This is a genomic window from Lichenifustis flavocetrariae, assembly GCF_026130545.1.
Classification (GTDB): domain Bacteria; phylum Pseudomonadota; class Alphaproteobacteria; order Rhizobiales; family Beijerinckiaceae; genus Lichenihabitans; species Lichenihabitans flavocetrariae.
This window is the reverse complement of sequence record NZ_JAMOIM010000017.1, coordinates 83,435-98,854: the sequence shown is the minus strand read 5'-3', so window position 1 is coordinate 98,854 and position 15,420 is coordinate 83,435. Positions and strand designations below refer to the sequence as shown.

Below are 15,420 nucleotides of genomic sequence, written 5' to 3'. Positions count from 1 at the left end.
TCGTGCCCGCTTGCTCTTTCTGTAAGGTGCCTTGCATCAGGTTCCCTTGCGCTGACCGAGATCGGCATCGACAAGGAGCTTGTCGGTCTCGTTGAATCTGTGGCGGTAGACCTGCAGGTTCTCGAAAACGCGCTGCACATAGTTGCGCGTCTCCGTGAACGGGATGCGCTCGATCCAGTCGACCGGATCGACTCCCGGCTTGCGTGGATCGCCATAGGCATCGATCCATTCCTTCACGCGGCCGGAGCCCGCATTATAGGCCGCGAATGTGAGGATATAGGAGCCACGCTGCTCGGCGAGCAATTGCCCCAGATGCGCCGCGCCGATCTGTGCGTTGAAGGCGGCGTCGTTCACGAGGCGCGCGTCGTCGTAGCTGACGCCGAGCTTGTTCGCGGTGATGCGGGCCGTCGCGTTGATGAGCTGCATCAAACCCTTGGCGCCAGCGGCCGAAGTCGAGCGCGGATCGAACTCGCTCTCTTGCCTCGCGATGGCATAGACCACGGCCCGGTCGGCTGAATTTTGAAGCGGCTGATAGCCGGGAATGCCGAAGATCGGGAAGGCGGTTTCATCGAGAGCAAGGCCGCGTTGCGTCGCGTATTTGCCGACCAGCAGCGTGCCGCGAGCGTCGGCCGCTCTCGACAGGATCGCGGCCAGGGCCGCCACCTGCGCATCGGACGTGTTCGTGCGCGCGATCTCCAAGGCCAACGGCAGGGCGATGTCCCGTTCGCCGATCATATAGAGTTGCTCGACAACCCGGATGGCCTCGTTGCGCTCATCGCCGGTTGCGATCGAAACCGGTTGACGCAACGCGATTGTGTCGCGTCCGAGGCGACTGCCAGCCAACTGCCCGTAAAACGAAATCGGCTGTGCGGCGGCCTCGTTGTAAAAGCTTGCCGCACCCACAGTGTTGCCCGCCGACTCGGCGGCCCGGCCTTGCCAGTAGGCGACGCGTGCCCGTGAGATCGGCGTCTCGGCCAGGGCTGCCGCCTTTGCGAAATGGGTGGCCGCCGTGGCTGGTTCGTTGAGGAACCGGAGAGCGATCCAGCCGGCATGGAATTCGGCCTCGATAACCGTCGCGTCGGAGGCTGCCGTGTGTCCGGCACACAACCGGTAAGCGCCACGAGGATCGCCCATGTCGAGCAGCTTGCGAGCGAGGAGACGACGCTCCACCCACCAATCATCGCCGCTGATGAGGCGCTGAGGGTCGGTGTCCGCCCGATCCATGAGCTCGACCGCCTCCTGCGAGTTGCCGGCGCGTCGTGCCTTCTGGATGCGGGAAAAGATGAGGCCCGGATCATCCGCGAGGGGCTTTGGAACCGCCGCCAGCGCGGCGTTCATGGCCGCAACGGCGCCTTGGCCGATAACACTTGCGCGAGCCTGGGCGAGTAGCTTGATTTCCGGGCCCGCGAGCGCGGCTGCCCGCAGCGCCGGGCCGACCTGCTCCTTGTAGAGCAATCGGTCGGCACGGTATTTGTGATCGGCCGATCCGAGCAGGGGCCCGAATTCCTTGAGTATATCGGTTTCCTCGGTAGTGCTGAAATCCTCCTGGCGCCAGATGTGCCGCACCCGGGCGACGCCATCGATCATCTCGCCTTGGGCGATTTCGGCGCGTGCGAGGGCGAGCCGGCCAACCAGCGTCTGCGGTTCGGCCGAACCGAACCAGGCCTCGACGCCTACGGGATCGCGGAGGTTGGAGATCGAAATTTCCTCGATCCGGCGTTTCAGCCAGGGCAGGGTGGGCCAATCCGCATGGACCGCCGTGAAGGCTTTCAGCCGTATCAAACCGGCCTCGCGGGGGGCGAAGCGCAGCGCGACCCACTCGACCGCCGTGCGGAGCAGGGGATCGGCGATCGTCTTGGCGAATTCGTCACCCGGCGCGACGCTGCCTTTTCTGTAGAGCGCGATGGCTTGGTGGGCGGTCCCGAAATCCGCCGCGGTCACGGTTGGAGCGACGGTGTCGCCCCCCGCGGGCAATGTAAGGCTCGCGCGTTCCATCTCGTCGGAACGCAAGCCGGCGTCGCGGCTCTGTGGCTGTGCGGGCATAGCGATGAAACCGCTGCCGCTGGCGAGAACTTGGCCGAGCGGAGCAGCCGTCTGGGCCGCCGGCCACTGAGCGAAGCGTCCGTCATCCTGCATGACCAAGCCGGGCGCCAGGGGATGCGGGACAGCCGCGACGGCAATCGTGCCGTCCGGCGCGGGCGGCGGATGCAACCCGGCGACACGGGCGACCGAGGTCGCCAGTGTCACGATCTCGTGCCTGACGGTCGCCGAACGCACAGCCACGTAGGCGGCAACCGACGCGCCGGCCAGAAGTACGACGCCTGCAACGCTCAGGAAACCGCGAGAGGGATGTTTCAAACGAGAACCCCTGACCTCATCCAACCGAAGGTGGCGCATCTCTCTATACGAAGTCTTAACCAGCCCGGATGGTAGCGAAACCGTCGCGGCCCTTTTCAGCGCTTCGTACAGAGGTTAAGTCTCGGCGCATGGGTGACAAGCCAAAACAATGCGGCGTCGATACGGCGTCACTGGCTTCAGCCCGCCTGAACCAAGATGAGAGTTGAAGTGGCCATATCGACTGCGACCTTCCGGGGCTCGATCACCGCGCTCGTCACGCCGTTCAAGGATGGCGCCTTCGACGAGGAGGCTTTCCGTGCACACGTCGATTGGCAGATCACCAGCGGCACACATGGGCTCGTGCCGGTCGGCACCACCGGTGAGAGCCCCACGCTCACGCATGCCGAACACAGGTCCATCGTCGAAATCTGTGTCGATGAGGCGCGTGGCCGGGTTCCCGTGATCGCCGGTGCGGGTTCCAACAACACGCACGAAGCGATCGACCTTGCGGTCCATGCGGAACGCAGCGGCGCCGCGGCCGTGCTGGTCGTGACGCCCTACTACAACAGGCCCAGCCAGGAAGGGCTGTACCAGCACTTCAAGGCCGTCAACGATGCGATCGGTATTCCCATTTTCATCTACAACATCCCGCCGCGCTCGGTGGTCGATATGTCGATCGACACGATGCAGCGCCTGTTCGAGCTGAAGAACATCGTCGGCGTGAAGGATGCCACGAGTCATCTGGGCCGCGTGTCGACTCAGCGCCAGCTCCTCGGCCCGGACTTCATTCAATTGTCGGGCGAGGACATGACGGCACTTGCGGCGATGGCTGCGGGATCGCATGGCTGTATTTCAGTCAGTTCAAACGTGGCCCCGCGACTTTGCGCCGACATGCAGGAGGCCTGCTTGCGCGGCGACTATGCGACCGCGCTCGAGATCCAGGACCGGCTTGTGCCGCTGCACGTCGCCTTGTTCCTTGAACCTAACCCCGTAGGGCCCAAATACGCACTCTCGGTTCTTGGGCGAATGGCCGCGGAGGCACGATTGCCGATGGTGCCGGTCGGCGGAACGACACAAGACGCCATTCACTCGGCCTTGCGTCATGCCGGCCTCCTGAACCGTTGAACCTGAAGGGTTTGGGAACTCGTGGCGTCACCAGAACTGAAGCGCAAAGTTGTCGCTGACAATCGCAGCGCACGTTATCATTATGAAATCGGTGAGGTCTTCGAGGCCGGCATCATGTTGACCGGCACGGAGGTGAAATCTCTGCGAACCGGCAAGGCCACGATTGCGGAAAGCTATGCGTCGGCCGAGAAGGGTGAGATTTTCCTGATCAACGCCACGATCCCAGAATTCGCACAGGGCAATCGGTTCAACCACGAGCCAAGACGGCCGCGCAAACTGCTCCTCAAGGCGCGCGAAATTGCCAAGCTCGCGCAAGGTGTCGCGCGCGAAGGCATGTCCATCGTTCCGCTCCGGCTCTATTTCAACGAGCGCGGTTTCGCGAAGTTGGAAGTTGCGATGGCCCGCGGCAAGAAGCTCCATGACAAGCGTGAAACCGAGAAGGTCCGCGACTGGAACCGCGAAAAATCACGCCTGATGCGTGACAAGGGCTGAGTCGACGACCTCGCTATCGAGGAGCAGCCTGACGCGGGCAAAGACCGCTTGGAACATCTCTGTGGTCAAAACGCCGGTATTCGTGTTGTAGCGTGAGCAGTGGTAGCTGTCGATCAGCGTGAGCCGACGCGCGCCCCCGACCGGGATCCGATGCTCGTTGCCGTGACCAAAAGGAACGGTGACAAGCCGCATCCCGAGCGAGCGCGCGACGGATTCGTGCGCGATCCTTCCCAGTGCCACGATGATTTGAAGTTCCGGGCGCGCCGCAATGGCGGTCGCGAGGAAGCTTCGGCAGGTCGCGATCTCGCCGCCTGTTGGCTTGTTGGCAGGCGGAACACACCGCACTGCGTTCGTAATCGCGGTGTCGATCAACACAAGTCCGTCGTCCGGGCGCTCAGCATAAGTCCCCGATGAGAAGCCGAAACGGTCCAGCGTCTCATAGAGAAGATCGCCAGCCCAGTCCCCTGTGAAGGGTCGGCCCGTCCTATTCGCGCCCTGCAGGCCCGGCGCGAGACCTACCACCAAAAGGCGGGCCTCTCGTCCGAAGGTTGGTACGGGCGCGTTGTGCCAATCAGGGTGGAGAACTCGCTGCGCGGTTCGGAATTCCACCAGTCGCGGGCAAAGGGGGCAGTCTCGTCCAGGATCTTCCTGGGCGAGACAGTCGCCAGCTTTCAATTGGTATAATCGTCTGCGCTGGTCGGCGTATGGCTGGCATGCAACGTACGTCGCTCGATCGTCCGTGGGCGAGGCTCCGGGCGCTCTCCGTCGCGACCAATCTTTGCGGCCAGATGTGCGATGTCGACGAATTCATCGGCTTGCCGGCGCAGTTCATCCGCCACCATCGGGGGCTGGGTCGTGATGGTCGAGATGACCGAAACCCGAACACCCTTGCGCTGAATCGCCTCGACGAGCGAGCGAAAATCACCATCACCCGAGAAGAGAATCATGTGGTCGATCTTGTCGGCCATCTCCATGGCGTCGATCGCCAACTCGATGTCCATGTTGCCTTTGATCTTCCGCCGACCAAGCGCATCGACGAATTCCTTGGCCGGCTTCGTAACAACAGCAAATCCGTTGTAATCAAGCCAATCGATCAGAGGTCTAATCGAGGAATATTCTTGATCTTCCACAAGCGCGGTGTAATAGAACGCGCGGATCAAACGCCCCCGGCTTTGATACTCCTTGAGAAGTTTTCTGTAGTCGATGTCGAATCCCACCGACTTTGCGGTCGCGTAAAGATTAGCGCCATCTATAAAAAGAGCTATACGTTCTTTGTCGGACATTACTTCTGAGCCTAAACTTGTCATTACGTTGCCGGATTGCGTGCCTTGTCACACTTCCAGCCTAAAGAAACCGGTCATGCATATTCACCAGATGAACATCCATGACCATGATCGCCAGTGGGGATAATAAGTTCTTTTGTTCGCACGTGCGACCAGCGTATGCGACAGGACCCAAACTGAACTCACTGCGAACATGATGACCGGAAGCAAACCAGATAAGCCAGTCGCTAACCGAACCCTATATTTCGACCATAGGAGTTTTCATACGCCGAACAACATAAATTTCGTCACAGTTGACGCAGCCTTGAAGGCACGCGTCTCATTATGTGGGAATTTATCCCACAGATAGCGAATGTTGCAAGTTCTTATTGAGAGGTGCTATCGGGGAGCCAGTATCCACACCTATTGTCAATCAAGGAGCGCGTCGAATGGCCCGCGTCACCGTCGAAGACTGCGTCGACAAAGTCGAAAGTCGGTTTGAACTCATTCTCTTGGCCAGCCATCGCGCCAGGATGCTCTCGTCCGGCGCCCCTATGACGGTGGATCGAGACAATGACAAGAATCCGGTCGTTGCGCTGCGTGAGATCGCTGACAGCAAGCTCACTCCTGAAGATATGCGCGAAGATCTGATCCATTCCCTGCAGAAGCACGTGGAAGTGGACGAGCCGGAAGCCGAACCGGCACCACCCCTCCAGCCGACCGGTTTTGGCGGCAGCGACATGGCCGGCGACGTTCAGTTCGATCGCATGACCGAGGAAGAGCTTCTGCGCGGCCTTGAAGGCCTTGTGCCGCCGGCGGCAACCGACGACGAAGGCGAATAGGCTAGGCGTTCCCGAACAAAAATGGGCTGTGTCCGGTTGACCAGCTTGCCCCGCGAGCTGGAGGTTACGATAATCGCCGTATGACGTTGGTTGAGCCTTCTCAACGGTCTGCGGCGCACCCGAAGATCATGCGACAGTACGAACTGGTCGACCGCGTGCGGAGCTACAACCCGCACGCGGACGAAGATCTGCTGAATCGCGCGTATGTCTACGCCATGAAGGCGCATGGGCAGCAGAAGCGTGCATCCGGCGATCCCTTTTTCACCCATCCGCTCGCCGTCGCGGCGATTCTGACAGACCTGAAGCTCGACGACGCCACCATCGTGGCGGCTGTCCTGCACGATACGATCGAGGATACAGCCTCGACGCGGGAAGATATCGACCGTCTTTTCGGACCCGACATCGGCGCACTTGTCGAGGGCCTCACGAAGATCAAGAGACTCGATCTCGTCTCGAAACGTGCCAAGCAGGCGGAGAATTTTCGCAAGCTTCTGTTGGCGATCGCCGACGATGTTCGCGTGCTTCTCGTGAAACTCGCCGACCGTCTGCACAATATGCGCACGCTCAAGTTCATGCCCTTCGAGAAGGGTGAGCGCATCGCCGAGGAAACGCTCGACATCTACGCCCCGCTGGCCGGACGTATGGGCATGCATGGCATGCGCGAGGAACTCGAAGATCTCGCCTTCGCGTATTTGATGCCCAAAGCGCGCGACACCATTCTAAGCCGCCTCCATGCCTTGCGTGAAAAGCTCGGGCCGCTCATTACCAAGATTGAGGCGGAACTGTCCGAACGGCTTGTCGCCGTCAATCTTCAAGCCGAAGTGAAGGGTCGGGAGAAGCGTCCCTACTCGATCTGGCGTAAGATGGAGCAGAAATCACTCGCGTTCGAGCAATTATCCGACATCTTCGGGTTCCGTGTCATGGTCGACCAAACGGCCGATTGCTACCGGGTCCTGGGCATGATCCACACCCAGTGGCCAACGGTGCCGGGCCGCTTCAAAGACTATATCTCGACACCAAAGCCCAATGATTACAGGTCGATCCACACAACTGTCGTGGGGCCCGGCCAACAGCGTGTCGAATTGCAGATCCGGACGCGGGAGATGCATCGCGTCGCCGAAAACGGCATTGCGGCCCACGCGCTCTACAAGGATGGGCGCACGCTCGACATGGGCGAACTGGCCAGCGAAAGCCGCGCCTATCGGTGGTTGCGCCGCACGGTCGAGATGCTGGCGGAGGGCGACAGTCCGGAGGAGTTCCTCGAACATACCAAGCTCGAACTCTTCCATGATCAAGTGTTCTGCTTCACCCCGAAGGGGCGTCTCATCGCGCTTCCCCAGGGTGCGACTCCCGTTGATTTTGCCTATGCGGTGCATACCAACCTCGGCAACACGGCGGTAGGCGCCAAGGTCAACGGACTTGCTGTGCCGCTCATGTCGAAGCTGATGAACGGCGACGAGGTCGAGATCGCGCGCGCGGAAGGACAAGTGCCACCGGCGGCCTGGGAAAATCTCGTGATGACCGGGAAGGCCAAAGCGGCGATTCGGCGTGCCACCCGCAATGCCGTCCGGGCGCAATATGCGGGGCTCGGACGCCAGATCGTGGTTCGGGCCTTCGAGCGTGCCGGCAAAGTCTATCAAGACGAGAAGTTGCGCACGTCGCTTCCTCGCCTCGCGCGCAGCAATGTCGAGGACGTGATGGCGGCGGTCGGACGCGGCGAGATGTTCTCGGGCGACGTGGTCAAGGCCGTCTATCCGGACTTTACGGATGAGCGTCGGGCGGGTGCGGGGCCTGACAAGATGGAGCCCGGCTGGTTCGGTCTGCAGCAGGCTGAAGGCCTCCAATTCAAGGTTCCAGGCCAGGTCTCCATCCCGATCCGTGGTCTCGATGGAAGCCTGCCGGTGCAATTCGCGCCGAACGGTGGGGCGGTGCCGGGCGACAGGATCGTTGGCATTCTTCTGCCAGGCGAGGGAATCACCATCTATCCGATTCAATCGCCGGCCCTGACCGCCTTCGACGATCAGCCAGAGCGTTGGCTCGACGTCAGGTGGGACATCGATCCAGACCGCAAGGAACTGTTCCCGGCGCAGATCGAAGTCCAGGCGCTGAACGAGCCTGGGTCTCTCGCAGGCATCACGGCCGCGATCGGCGACAACGGCGGCAATATCGAGGATATCCGTCTCACCAACCGCTCGAAGGATTTCCGCGATATGGTGATCGACCTCAGCGTCTGGGACCTGAAGCAGCTGAACGCCATCCTGTCTCAGTTGCGGGCGCAGCAAACGGTTTCGCGCGTCGAGCGCGTCAACGGGTAGCACCTAACTCAAAGGGAACTGCATGACCGAAGACGAGGTGCTCGCCGAATTCCGCCAAGCGGGTGCGCTGCTGGAAGGTCATTTCATCCTGTCCTCCGGTCTCCGCAGTTCTGTGTTTCTGCAGAAGATGGCGGTGTTTCAGGACCCGGTGCGTACATCACGTCTTTGCGCCGCTCTGGCGGCTAAGATCCAGGCCCGCTTTGGTCCGATCGATGTCGTTGTCGCGCCAGCCGTGGGCGCCATTGTGCCGGGTTATGAGACGGCGCGACATCTTGGGGCGAAAAGCATGTTCGTGGAGCGCGAGAATGGGGTCTTCGCACTCCGCCGCAGCTTCCGGATCGCGCCTGAAGCCCGCGTCGTCATGGTGGAGGACGTCATCACCACCGGGCTGTCGTCACGGGAGTGTCTCGAAGCCATAGCGGGCGAGGGCGGCCGGCTTGTGGGCGCCGCGTGCCTGATCGACCGGTCTGGCGGGCGGGCGGAGATCGGGATCGCGCGCGTGGCCCTGGCGACGCTCGACATTCCCAATTACGCACCGGATGCGCTGCCGCCCGAGCTCGCGGCCATTCCGCCGGTCAAGCCCGGCAGCCGCAGTTTGTCGGGACCTGCGACGCCATGATCATCGGCCTCGGCCATGATCTCTGCGACATTCGTCGCATCGAGAAGACGCTCGATACCTATGGTCGGCGCTTCATCGACCGCTGTTTCACTGAAGTCGAACAGCGCAAGTCGGAGCGTCGGAAGGCTCGTGCGGCCTCCTACGCCAAGCGCTTCGCCGCCAAGGAGGCTTGCGCGAAGGCGCTTGGTACAGGTTTAAGGCTAGGCGTGTTCTGGCGGGACATGGGCGTCGTCAATCTGCCGACGGGTCAGCCTACCATGCGGCTGACCGGTGGTGCCGCGGCGCGGCTCGCCGCCCTTTTGCCGACCGGCCACGAGGCCCATATCCACGTGACGATCACCGACGAATATCCGCTCGCGTCGGCCTATGTGATGATCGAAGCGCGGCCGCATCCATGACTTGAAACGCCTGCCCCGCGTGTCGCAAATGAAGTACGACGCCGGCGCCTGTCTCGCTCTCCACGCCTTCCGGGGCACAATCGTCGTGGCGATCAATGTCGTGGGATCGCGGCGAAGGGCTACCAGCTGAGGTCTCGCCGCCGAGACTTCTGTCGTCCCGAGGTCGCGTGACAGAAATACGACCGAGCCGCAGATGCGAGCAAGCCGCGCCGGTGCCGTCGGCTTCGGGCGCCAGATCCTCCGTCGAGGAAGCTTGGCGCGGAACATGCGTGTCGTTATATGCGTGCAAGGCAACCCGGTCCGGCCGCGTCAGAAACGCGGCCGGGTGAAATTGTACCGGTCGCTATGAGAGATGACGGATGGCAGACCCTGTGAGGCTGAAAGGCGAGAACCCAAGTCGTTCTGCGAAGACGACGCAGGACGGCGGCCTTTGGGAAACCGTCAAAGTCGTGGTCCAGGCTCTGGTCATCGCCCTCGTGGTCAGGACCTTCCTGTTTCAGCCTTTCAATATTCCGTCTGGATCGCTCATCCCGACCCTGCTGATCGGCGACTACCTCTTCGTGTCGAAATATTCCTACGGCTATTCTCACTTTTCTTTCCCGTTCAGCCCCGACCTGTTCTCAGGTCGCATTCTGAGCTCGTCCCCGAAGCGTGGCGACGTCGCGGTGTTTAAACTGCCGCGGGACGGGCAGACGGATTATATCAAGCGCGTGATCGGGCTGCCCGGTGACAAGATCCAGTTGAAGGACGCCCGGCTTTTCATCAATGGCCAGGAGGTTGAGCGTCAATCGGCGACACCCATCGAGACCAAGGATCAGTTCGACCGCGACGTGAAGGTGCCGACCTATACGGAGACGTTGCCGGGCGGGGTCAGTCACCTCATCATCCAGCGCGATGGCGATACGGGATTTTACTCAAACACGCCCGTCTATGAAGTACCGCCCGGCGAGTATTTCATGATGGGGGACAACCGCGACAATTCCACCGATTCGCGTGTGGCGCCGGAGCAGGGTGGTGTCGGCTACGTGCCGCTCGAGAATTTCATAGGCCGCGCCGAACTGATCTTCTTCTCGATCAACGACGACGAGCCGGCCTGGGCTTTTTGGAAATGGCCGACCTCGATCCGCTGGAACCGGCTATTCAAGCCAGTGCGATGACGAACTCCGCGACCGCTTCGGATCTCGGCGAAATCGAAGCACGAGTCGGACATGTGTTTCGCGATGTCGCTCTTCTGCAGCAGGCTTTGACGCACATCAGTGCCCTACCGGCCGATCGTAGTCGCGTCGGCAGCTACCAGCGGCTTGAGTTCCTCGGGGATCGGGTGCTGGGGTTGGTGGTGTCGGCGATGTTGTTCGAGGCCTTTCCGGCGGCCGAAGAGGGTGAGATGTCGCGGCGCTTGGCCGCTCTCGTCCGACGTGAAACCTGTGCCGAGGTGGCGCGCGAGTGGGACGTCGGCGTCGCGATGATCCTCGGTGACAGTGAGGCAGGCGCAGGCGGGCGTGAGAAGCCGGCGATCCTGTCCGACATTTGCGAAGCCGTGATCGGAGCCGTGTTCCTGGACGCTGGGTTCGAAGCCGCGGCTTTGATCGTTCAGAAGGCCTGGGTCGAACGCATGCGGCAGCCGTCGAGGCCCTTGCAGGATCCGAAGACGGCACTGCAGGAATGGGCGCAGGGGCGCGGCCGGCCGACACCGTTGTATCGGGAAACGGCGCGCTCTGGTCCGGCCCATTCACCGCAATTCACCTTGTCTGTCACTGTCGAGGGTTTTGAACCGGCGAGCGGAACCGGAACGTCGAAGCGGAACGCCGAACAGGTGGCCGCAGAATCTTTCCTGAGACGTGAAGGTCTTCTCGCGCCTTCTCCCGACCCAAAGGTCTCCCACTGATGTCCGACCCGGAAAACCGCTGCGGCATCGTGGCCCTCATCGGCGCGCCGAATGCCGGCAAATCGACCCTGCTCAATGCTCTGGTGGGCGCCAAAGTCTCGATCGTGTCGCGCAAGGTTCAGACGACGCGTGCGCTCGTGCGTGGCATCACAATGCAGGGCACCTCACAGATCATCTTCGTCGATACGCCCGGCATCTTTGCGCCAAAGCGCAGGCTCGACCGTGCCATGGTCACGGCGGCCTGGGGCGGAGCGGGAGACGCGGATGCGATCGCGCTGCTGGTCGACGCGCGAAGGGGATTGAACGACGAGGTCGAGGCGATCCTGGGACGCTTGGCCGGATTCAAGGGCCCCAAGCTCCTGATCCTCAACAAGATCGACACGATCGAGGTGGAGAGCCTCCTCGGCCTGTCGAAGTCGCTCAACGAAGCCTTCCCATTCGATCAGACCTTTATGATCTCTGCCTTGCGCAAACATGGTCTCGACCGTTTGCTGGAAGCGTTGGGGGGGCTCATGCCGCTCGGCCCCTGGCTGTATCCGGAAGATCAGGTCACAGATGCCCCACTACGCCTGTTCGCGGCGGAAGTGACGCGGGAAAAAATGTTCGAGCGGCTGCACGACGAACTGCCCTACCAGACGACGGTCGAAACCGAACAGTGGAAGGACATGCCGGACGGCTCGGTTCGCATCGAACAGACGATTTATGTCACCCGCGACGGCCATAAGAAGATCGTCCTCGGCGAGGGAGGCCGGACCATCAAGTCGATTGGCCAAGCGTCTCGCAAGGACATCGCAGAGGCCGCCGAGGCGACCGTGCACCTGTTCCTGTTCGTCAAGGTGCGCGAGAACTGGATCGATGACCCGGAGCGTTATCGCGAGATCGGACTAGATTTCCCAAAGTCTTAGGCCGGGTCAGCGCATTCTCAGCTCAGGGAAAGAGCGTGAGATTGACGATGCGGCTGCCCTGACGTTCGCCATCAGACGTCGGGTATTTGATCCGGATCGTCACCTTGGCTTCGGTCTTGGCCTTGACCTCCTTCGGAGCCTTGAGGACCAGAACGCCACCATCGATCGGCTGGCTGCATCCCCCGGAACGCGGCGTGACTTTTTCATCCCGGATGCTGACGGTGACGTCAGAGGGACCTTCCAAAATGTCTGCAACCGGCTTCCCGCGCAGCAGCGACTTACATTTCGCCACCCAATAGACATTGTCGATGTCGACCGATTCCCCGGCCTTGAGGTTGACAGGCTTTGCTCCCGCCGCGATTGCCGGACCCGCCAACACATTGAGGACGGCGAAGCCTGCCACGCAGGATATGACTTTCAAACTCGGACGCATCGTGAGGCTCGACTTGTTACCTGGGGTGTTTCGGCAGGACATCGCTGATCAATGAGTTCTGTGGAGACGCGCTCCACGATGCCTCATTGCCCGGAGCATCTAACACCCAACGTCACGCAATCCTATCGAGCACCATCACCTTCGTGCCGATCGGTGTACGCTGGTAGAGATCGACGACGTCCTCGGGCAACAGCCGAACGCAGCCGCTCGACGCATCCGTGCCGATCGTCCAGGGCTCGACTGTCCCGTGCAACCGGTAGCCGAGATCCCGGCCATTTCGATAGAGATACATCGCGCGAGGCCCGAGCGGATTGTCCGGACCCCCGGCCATGTGACGGGGCAAGTCCGGGCGGCGCTGCAGCATTTCGGGCGGCGGTGTCCAGCCCGGCCAGATCTCCTTGCGGTCGACCTGGGCGCTCCCGTACCATTTGAATCCGTCGAGGCCGACCCCGACTCCATAACGCAGGGCCACGTTGTTCTCATAGGCCACGTAAAGGAAATGATTGCTCGTATCGACGATGATCGTGCCCGGCCGCTGCTCGTGCGTGTAGTCGACCAACTGGCGACGCCATTGCGGGTCGATGGCCAGCATGTTGGTTTCCCGGAACTCAAAGCCGTGATCGGCCACGCTGCCCGAAAAATAACGGTCCTCGCCCGACATATACGAGACAGCCTCGTATTGTGCGTCGCGCGCAAAGGCCGGCATTGCCGCAAAGGTCGCCGCGGAGGCAAGAGAACCGAGAAAACACCGCCGATCCATCTTCATGGGTGTGACCTCACTTGGCCTTGTGATTGCTCCGCAACAGTCAAGGTCACGGTGCGTTTCGGAACGACAATGCAAATGCTAAGGTTGAGGTTGCGATTGGAGCCCGACTTTCTTGGAATGGTGTGACGACGCGATCGTGCTCGGCCTCAAGCTCCACGGGGAGACGAGCGTCATCGCCGAGTTGCTGACCCAAGCGCATGGCCGCCACAGTGGCTTCATTCACGGCGGCCGGTCGCGGCGCCTGCGTCCGGTGCTGCAGCCGGGCAATACTGTGCGGGCGACCTGGAAGGCGCGGTCCGAAGAGCAACTCGGGACCCTGACCCTGGAGCCTCTCGTGCAGCGCGCGGCCCGCCTCATGGAAAGCGCACTGGCGCTGCATGGCGCGAATCTGGTCTGCGCGCTTCTCCGCCTGCTGCCCGAACGCGAACCGCAGCCCGAGCTTTATTCGACCGTCATCGCGATCCTCGACCGGATCGACGACGCCCGCACGACTCCTGCGGCGATCGTCCACCTTGAGATCATGCTGCTGCGGGAACTTGGGTTCGGTCTCGACCTCGGCTGCTGCGCCGTCACGGGTGCAACGGACGATCTCGCCTACGTGTCGCCGAAGACCGGACGCGCCGTCAGCAAAGGCGCGGGTGCGCCCTATGCGGGCCGGATCTTCCCGCTCCCCGCTTTTCTGCTAGCGCAGGACGGGATCGTGGCGGCACCGGCGGCCGACGTTGCAGCGGGTTTTCTGCTGGCCGAGCATTTCCTCAACCGTGATGTCTTTCAGCCGCGCGGCTTGACCATCCCCGATTGTCGCCGCGCCTATATCCGAGCCGTTGAGATCGCCGCAGCTTGATCGACCGGTGCATTCCCGGAATGTTCCAATGCGAACGGTCAGCCGGTCATCGTCCGGCCTTCGCGGTCGAATCGATACAACCTGCCTTCCTGGGGGGTTAGGCCGACGATGTCGCCCACGTCATGCGCGACGTCGCCGGGAATCCGTGCCGTGAACAGGCCGATCTCCGGCACCTCCACATAGAGCATCGTGTCGGCGCCGAGATGCTCGGCGTGCGAGATGGTGCCGCTCCAGGAACCATCCCGACCCACCACGAGATGCTCGGGTCGCACGCCGACCGCAGCCGCGTTGACGCGCGCCGCGGTCGCGCCGTCGATGAAATTCATGGCCGGCGAGCCGATGAATCCCGCGACAAATTTGGTGGCGGGCCTGTTGTAGAGTTCGAGCGGCCGGCCGACCTGCTCGACGACCCCGCCGTTCATCACGACGATCTTGTCGGCCAGCGTCATGGCCTCGATCTGGTCGTGCGTGACATAGACCATGGTGGCGCCGAGCTGGCGGTGCAGTTTGGCGATCTCGACCCGCGTGCCGCCCCGCAACGCCGCATCGAGGTTCGACAGGGGCTCGTCGAACAGGAACAGGCTCGGTTGCCGCACGATGGCGCGACCGATGGCGACGCGCTGGCGCTGGCCGCCGGACAGTTCCGATGGACGGCGGTCGAGCAAGGCTTCGAGCCGCAGCATGGCGGCGGCTGTAGCGACCCGCGTGTCGATCTCGGCCTTGGCGACGCCCTCCTGCGTGAGCGCGAGCGCCATGTTCTTGGCCACCGTCAAATGCGGATAGAGCGCATAGCTCTGAAACACCATGGCGATGCCACGCTTGGCCGGCGGCACCCCGTTCATCAGCTTGCCATCGATGCGGACGTCGCCCGAGGTCTGGTCGTCGAGCCCCGCGATGATGCGGAGCAGCGTTGACTTGCCGCAACCCGAGGGTCCGACGAAGACCACGAACTCGCCCCTTGTGACGTCGAGTTCGACGCCCTTCAGCACATCCATGGATCCGAAGCTTTTGCGGATGTTCTGGAGTTGGAGCGAGTCCATCAGCGGCCTCGGTTAGGTAAGGGATTTCGGCCGGGGTGCTTGGGCTTAACTGCTGGAGCCTTGGATCGCCACGGCGCACCCCGCCTCGCGACAACGGTCGAGGAAGACGTCGGCCTCCCTGCCGTCATCGCGAGGCGCAACGCGCCGCGACGATCCA

16 protein-coding genes are annotated in these 15,420 nt (G+C 62.0%); 10 read left to right on the top strand and 6 right to left on the bottom strand.

Annotation, left to right across the window (positions count from 1 at the left end):
- Positions 1-36: 36 nt before the first annotated feature.
- Positions 37-2,358 carry a transglycosylase SLT domain-containing protein gene (locus tag M8523_RS22185; RefSeq protein WP_282587089.1) on the bottom strand — a complete coding sequence of 774 codons (2,322 nt, stop codon included), beginning with the start codon at positions 2,356-2,358 and terminating at the stop codon, positions 37-39.
- Between the two features lie 207 nt (positions 2,359-2,565).
- Between M8523_RS22185 and dapA the strand changes: the two genes are divergently transcribed.
- Positions 2,566-3,462, top strand: a complete 897-nt coding sequence (gene dapA, locus M8523_RS22180) for a 4-hydroxy-tetrahydrodipicolinate synthase (RefSeq protein WP_282587088.1) — start codon at positions 2,566-2,568, stop codon at positions 3,460-3,462.
- Between the two features lie 21 nt (positions 3,463-3,483).
- Complete coding sequence (gene smpB / locus M8523_RS22175) at positions 3,484-3,954, top strand: SsrA-binding protein SmpB (protein WP_282587087.1); 471 nt, start codon at positions 3,484-3,486, stop codon at positions 3,952-3,954.
- Here the strand turns inward: smpB and M8523_RS22170 are convergent.
- Both M8523_RS22170 and M8523_RS22165 read right to left on the bottom strand, forming a co-directional pair.
- Complete coding sequence (locus M8523_RS22170) at positions 3,928-4,629, bottom strand: uracil-DNA glycosylase (RefSeq protein WP_282587086.1); 702 nt, start codon at positions 4,627-4,629, stop codon at positions 3,928-3,930. The two genes, smpB and M8523_RS22170, sit on opposite strands and share 27 nt — an antisense overlap.
- The gene (locus M8523_RS22165; RefSeq protein WP_282587085.1) at positions 4,626-5,237 is read right to left on the bottom strand and encodes a LabA-like NYN domain-containing protein; all 612 of its coding nucleotides are present in this window, start codon (positions 5,235-5,237) and stop codon (positions 4,626-4,628) included. Before M8523_RS22165 ends, M8523_RS22170 begins: the two co-directional genes overlap by 4 nt.
- 428 nt (positions 5,238-5,665) lie before the next feature.
- Here M8523_RS22165 and rpoZ point away from each other — a divergent pair, with 428 nt between their 5' ends.
- From rpoZ to era, 7 genes are all read left to right on the top strand, one after another.
- A complete protein-coding gene (gene rpoZ / locus M8523_RS22160; RefSeq protein ID WP_282587084.1) occupies positions 5,666-6,058 on the top strand; it encodes a DNA-directed RNA polymerase subunit omega in 393 nt (130 codons plus the stop codon).
- A 125-nt stretch (positions 6,059-6,183) separates the two neighbouring features.
- Positions 6,184-8,373 (top strand): RelA/SpoT family protein, encoded by a 2,190-nt coding sequence (locus M8523_RS22155; RefSeq protein WP_282587127.1) that lies wholly within the window; start codon positions 6,184-6,186, stop codon positions 8,371-8,373.
- A 22-nt stretch (positions 8,374-8,395) separates the two neighbouring features.
- A complete protein-coding gene (pyrE, locus tag M8523_RS22150) occupies positions 8,396-8,992 on the top strand; it encodes an orotate phosphoribosyltransferase (RefSeq protein WP_282587083.1) in 597 nt (198 codons plus the stop codon).
- Positions 8,989-9,390, top strand: a complete 402-nt coding sequence (gene acpS, locus M8523_RS22145; protein ID WP_282587082.1) for a holo-ACP synthase — start codon at positions 8,989-8,991, stop codon at positions 9,388-9,390. The genes pyrE and acpS overlap by 4 nt, the downstream gene beginning before the upstream one ends.
- A 359-nt stretch (positions 9,391-9,749) precedes the next feature.
- A complete protein-coding gene (gene lepB, locus M8523_RS22140) occupies positions 9,750-10,547 on the top strand; it encodes a signal peptidase I (RefSeq protein WP_282587081.1) in 798 nt (265 codons plus the stop codon).
- Positions 10,544-11,275, top strand: coding sequence for a ribonuclease III (gene rnc, locus M8523_RS22135; RefSeq protein WP_282587080.1), 732 nt, complete (start codon positions 10,544-10,546; stop codon positions 11,273-11,275). Before lepB ends, rnc begins: the two co-directional genes overlap by 4 nt.
- A complete protein-coding gene (gene era / locus M8523_RS22130; RefSeq protein WP_282587079.1) occupies positions 11,275-12,180 on the top strand; it encodes a GTPase Era in 906 nt (301 codons plus the stop codon). The genes rnc and era overlap by 1 nt, the downstream gene beginning before the upstream one ends.
- Positions 12,181-12,202: 22 nt before the next feature.
- Here era and M8523_RS22125 read toward each other — a convergent pair whose 3' ends face one another.
- The gene (locus tag M8523_RS22125; RefSeq protein WP_282587078.1) at positions 12,203-12,613 is read right to left on the bottom strand and encodes a hypothetical protein; all 411 of its coding nucleotides are present in this window, start codon (positions 12,611-12,613) and stop codon (positions 12,203-12,205) included.
- Between the two features lie 112 nt (positions 12,614-12,725).
- Positions 12,726-13,274, bottom strand: coding sequence for a L,D-transpeptidase (locus tag M8523_RS22120; RefSeq protein ID WP_282587126.1), 549 nt, complete (start codon positions 13,272-13,274; stop codon positions 12,726-12,728).
- A gap of 217 nt (positions 13,275-13,491) precedes the next feature.
- Between M8523_RS22120 and recO the strand changes: the two genes are divergently transcribed.
- Positions 13,492-14,223 (top strand): DNA repair protein RecO, encoded by a 732-nt coding sequence (recO, locus tag M8523_RS22115; RefSeq protein ID WP_282587077.1) that lies wholly within the window; start codon positions 13,492-13,494, stop codon positions 14,221-14,223.
- Positions 14,224-14,261: 38 nt separating this feature from the next.
- Here recO and M8523_RS22110 read toward each other — a convergent pair whose 3' ends face one another.
- Positions 14,262-15,263, bottom strand: a complete 1,002-nt coding sequence (locus tag M8523_RS22110; RefSeq protein ID WP_282587076.1) for an ABC transporter ATP-binding protein — start codon at positions 15,261-15,263, stop codon at positions 14,262-14,264.
- Positions 15,264-15,420 lie beyond the last annotated feature (157 nt).

What these genes read in the sequence shown, in the direction of transcription:
- M8523_RS22165 (WP_282587085.1), bottom strand. Translation starts at nt 5,237, where the DNA reads ATGTCCGACAAAGAACGTATAGCTCTTTTTATAGATGGCGCTAATCTT.
- rpoZ (WP_282587084.1), top strand. Translation starts at nt 5,666, where the DNA reads ATGGCCCGCGTCACCGTCGAAGACTGCGTCGACAAAGTCGAAAGTCGG.
- pyrE (WP_282587083.1), top strand. Translation starts at nt 8,396, where the DNA reads ATGACCGAAGACGAGGTGCTCGCCGAATTCCGCCAAGCGGGTGCGCTG.
- acpS (WP_282587082.1), top strand. Translation starts at nt 8,989, where the DNA reads ATGATCATCGGCCTCGGCCATGATCTCTGCGACATTCGTCGCATCGAG.
- lepB (WP_282587081.1), top strand. Translation starts at nt 9,750, where the DNA reads ATGGCAGACCCTGTGAGGCTGAAAGGCGAGAACCCAAGTCGTTCTGCG.
- rnc (WP_282587080.1), top strand. Translation starts at nt 10,544, where the DNA reads ATGACGAACTCCGCGACCGCTTCGGATCTCGGCGAAATCGAAGCACGA.
- era (WP_282587079.1), top strand. Translation starts at nt 11,275, where the DNA reads ATGTCCGACCCGGAAAACCGCTGCGGCATCGTGGCCCTCATCGGCGCG.
- M8523_RS22125 (WP_282587078.1), bottom strand. Translation starts at nt 12,613, where the DNA reads ATGCGTCCGAGTTTGAAAGTCATATCCTGCGTGGCAGGCTTCGCCGTC.
- M8523_RS22120 (WP_282587126.1), bottom strand. Translation starts at nt 13,274, where the DNA reads ATGTCGGGCGAGGACCGTTATTTTTCGGGCAGCGTGGCCGATCACGGC.
- M8523_RS22110 (WP_282587076.1), bottom strand. Translation starts at nt 15,263, where the DNA reads ATGGACTCGCTCCAACTCCAGAACATCCGCAAAAGCTTCGGATCCATG.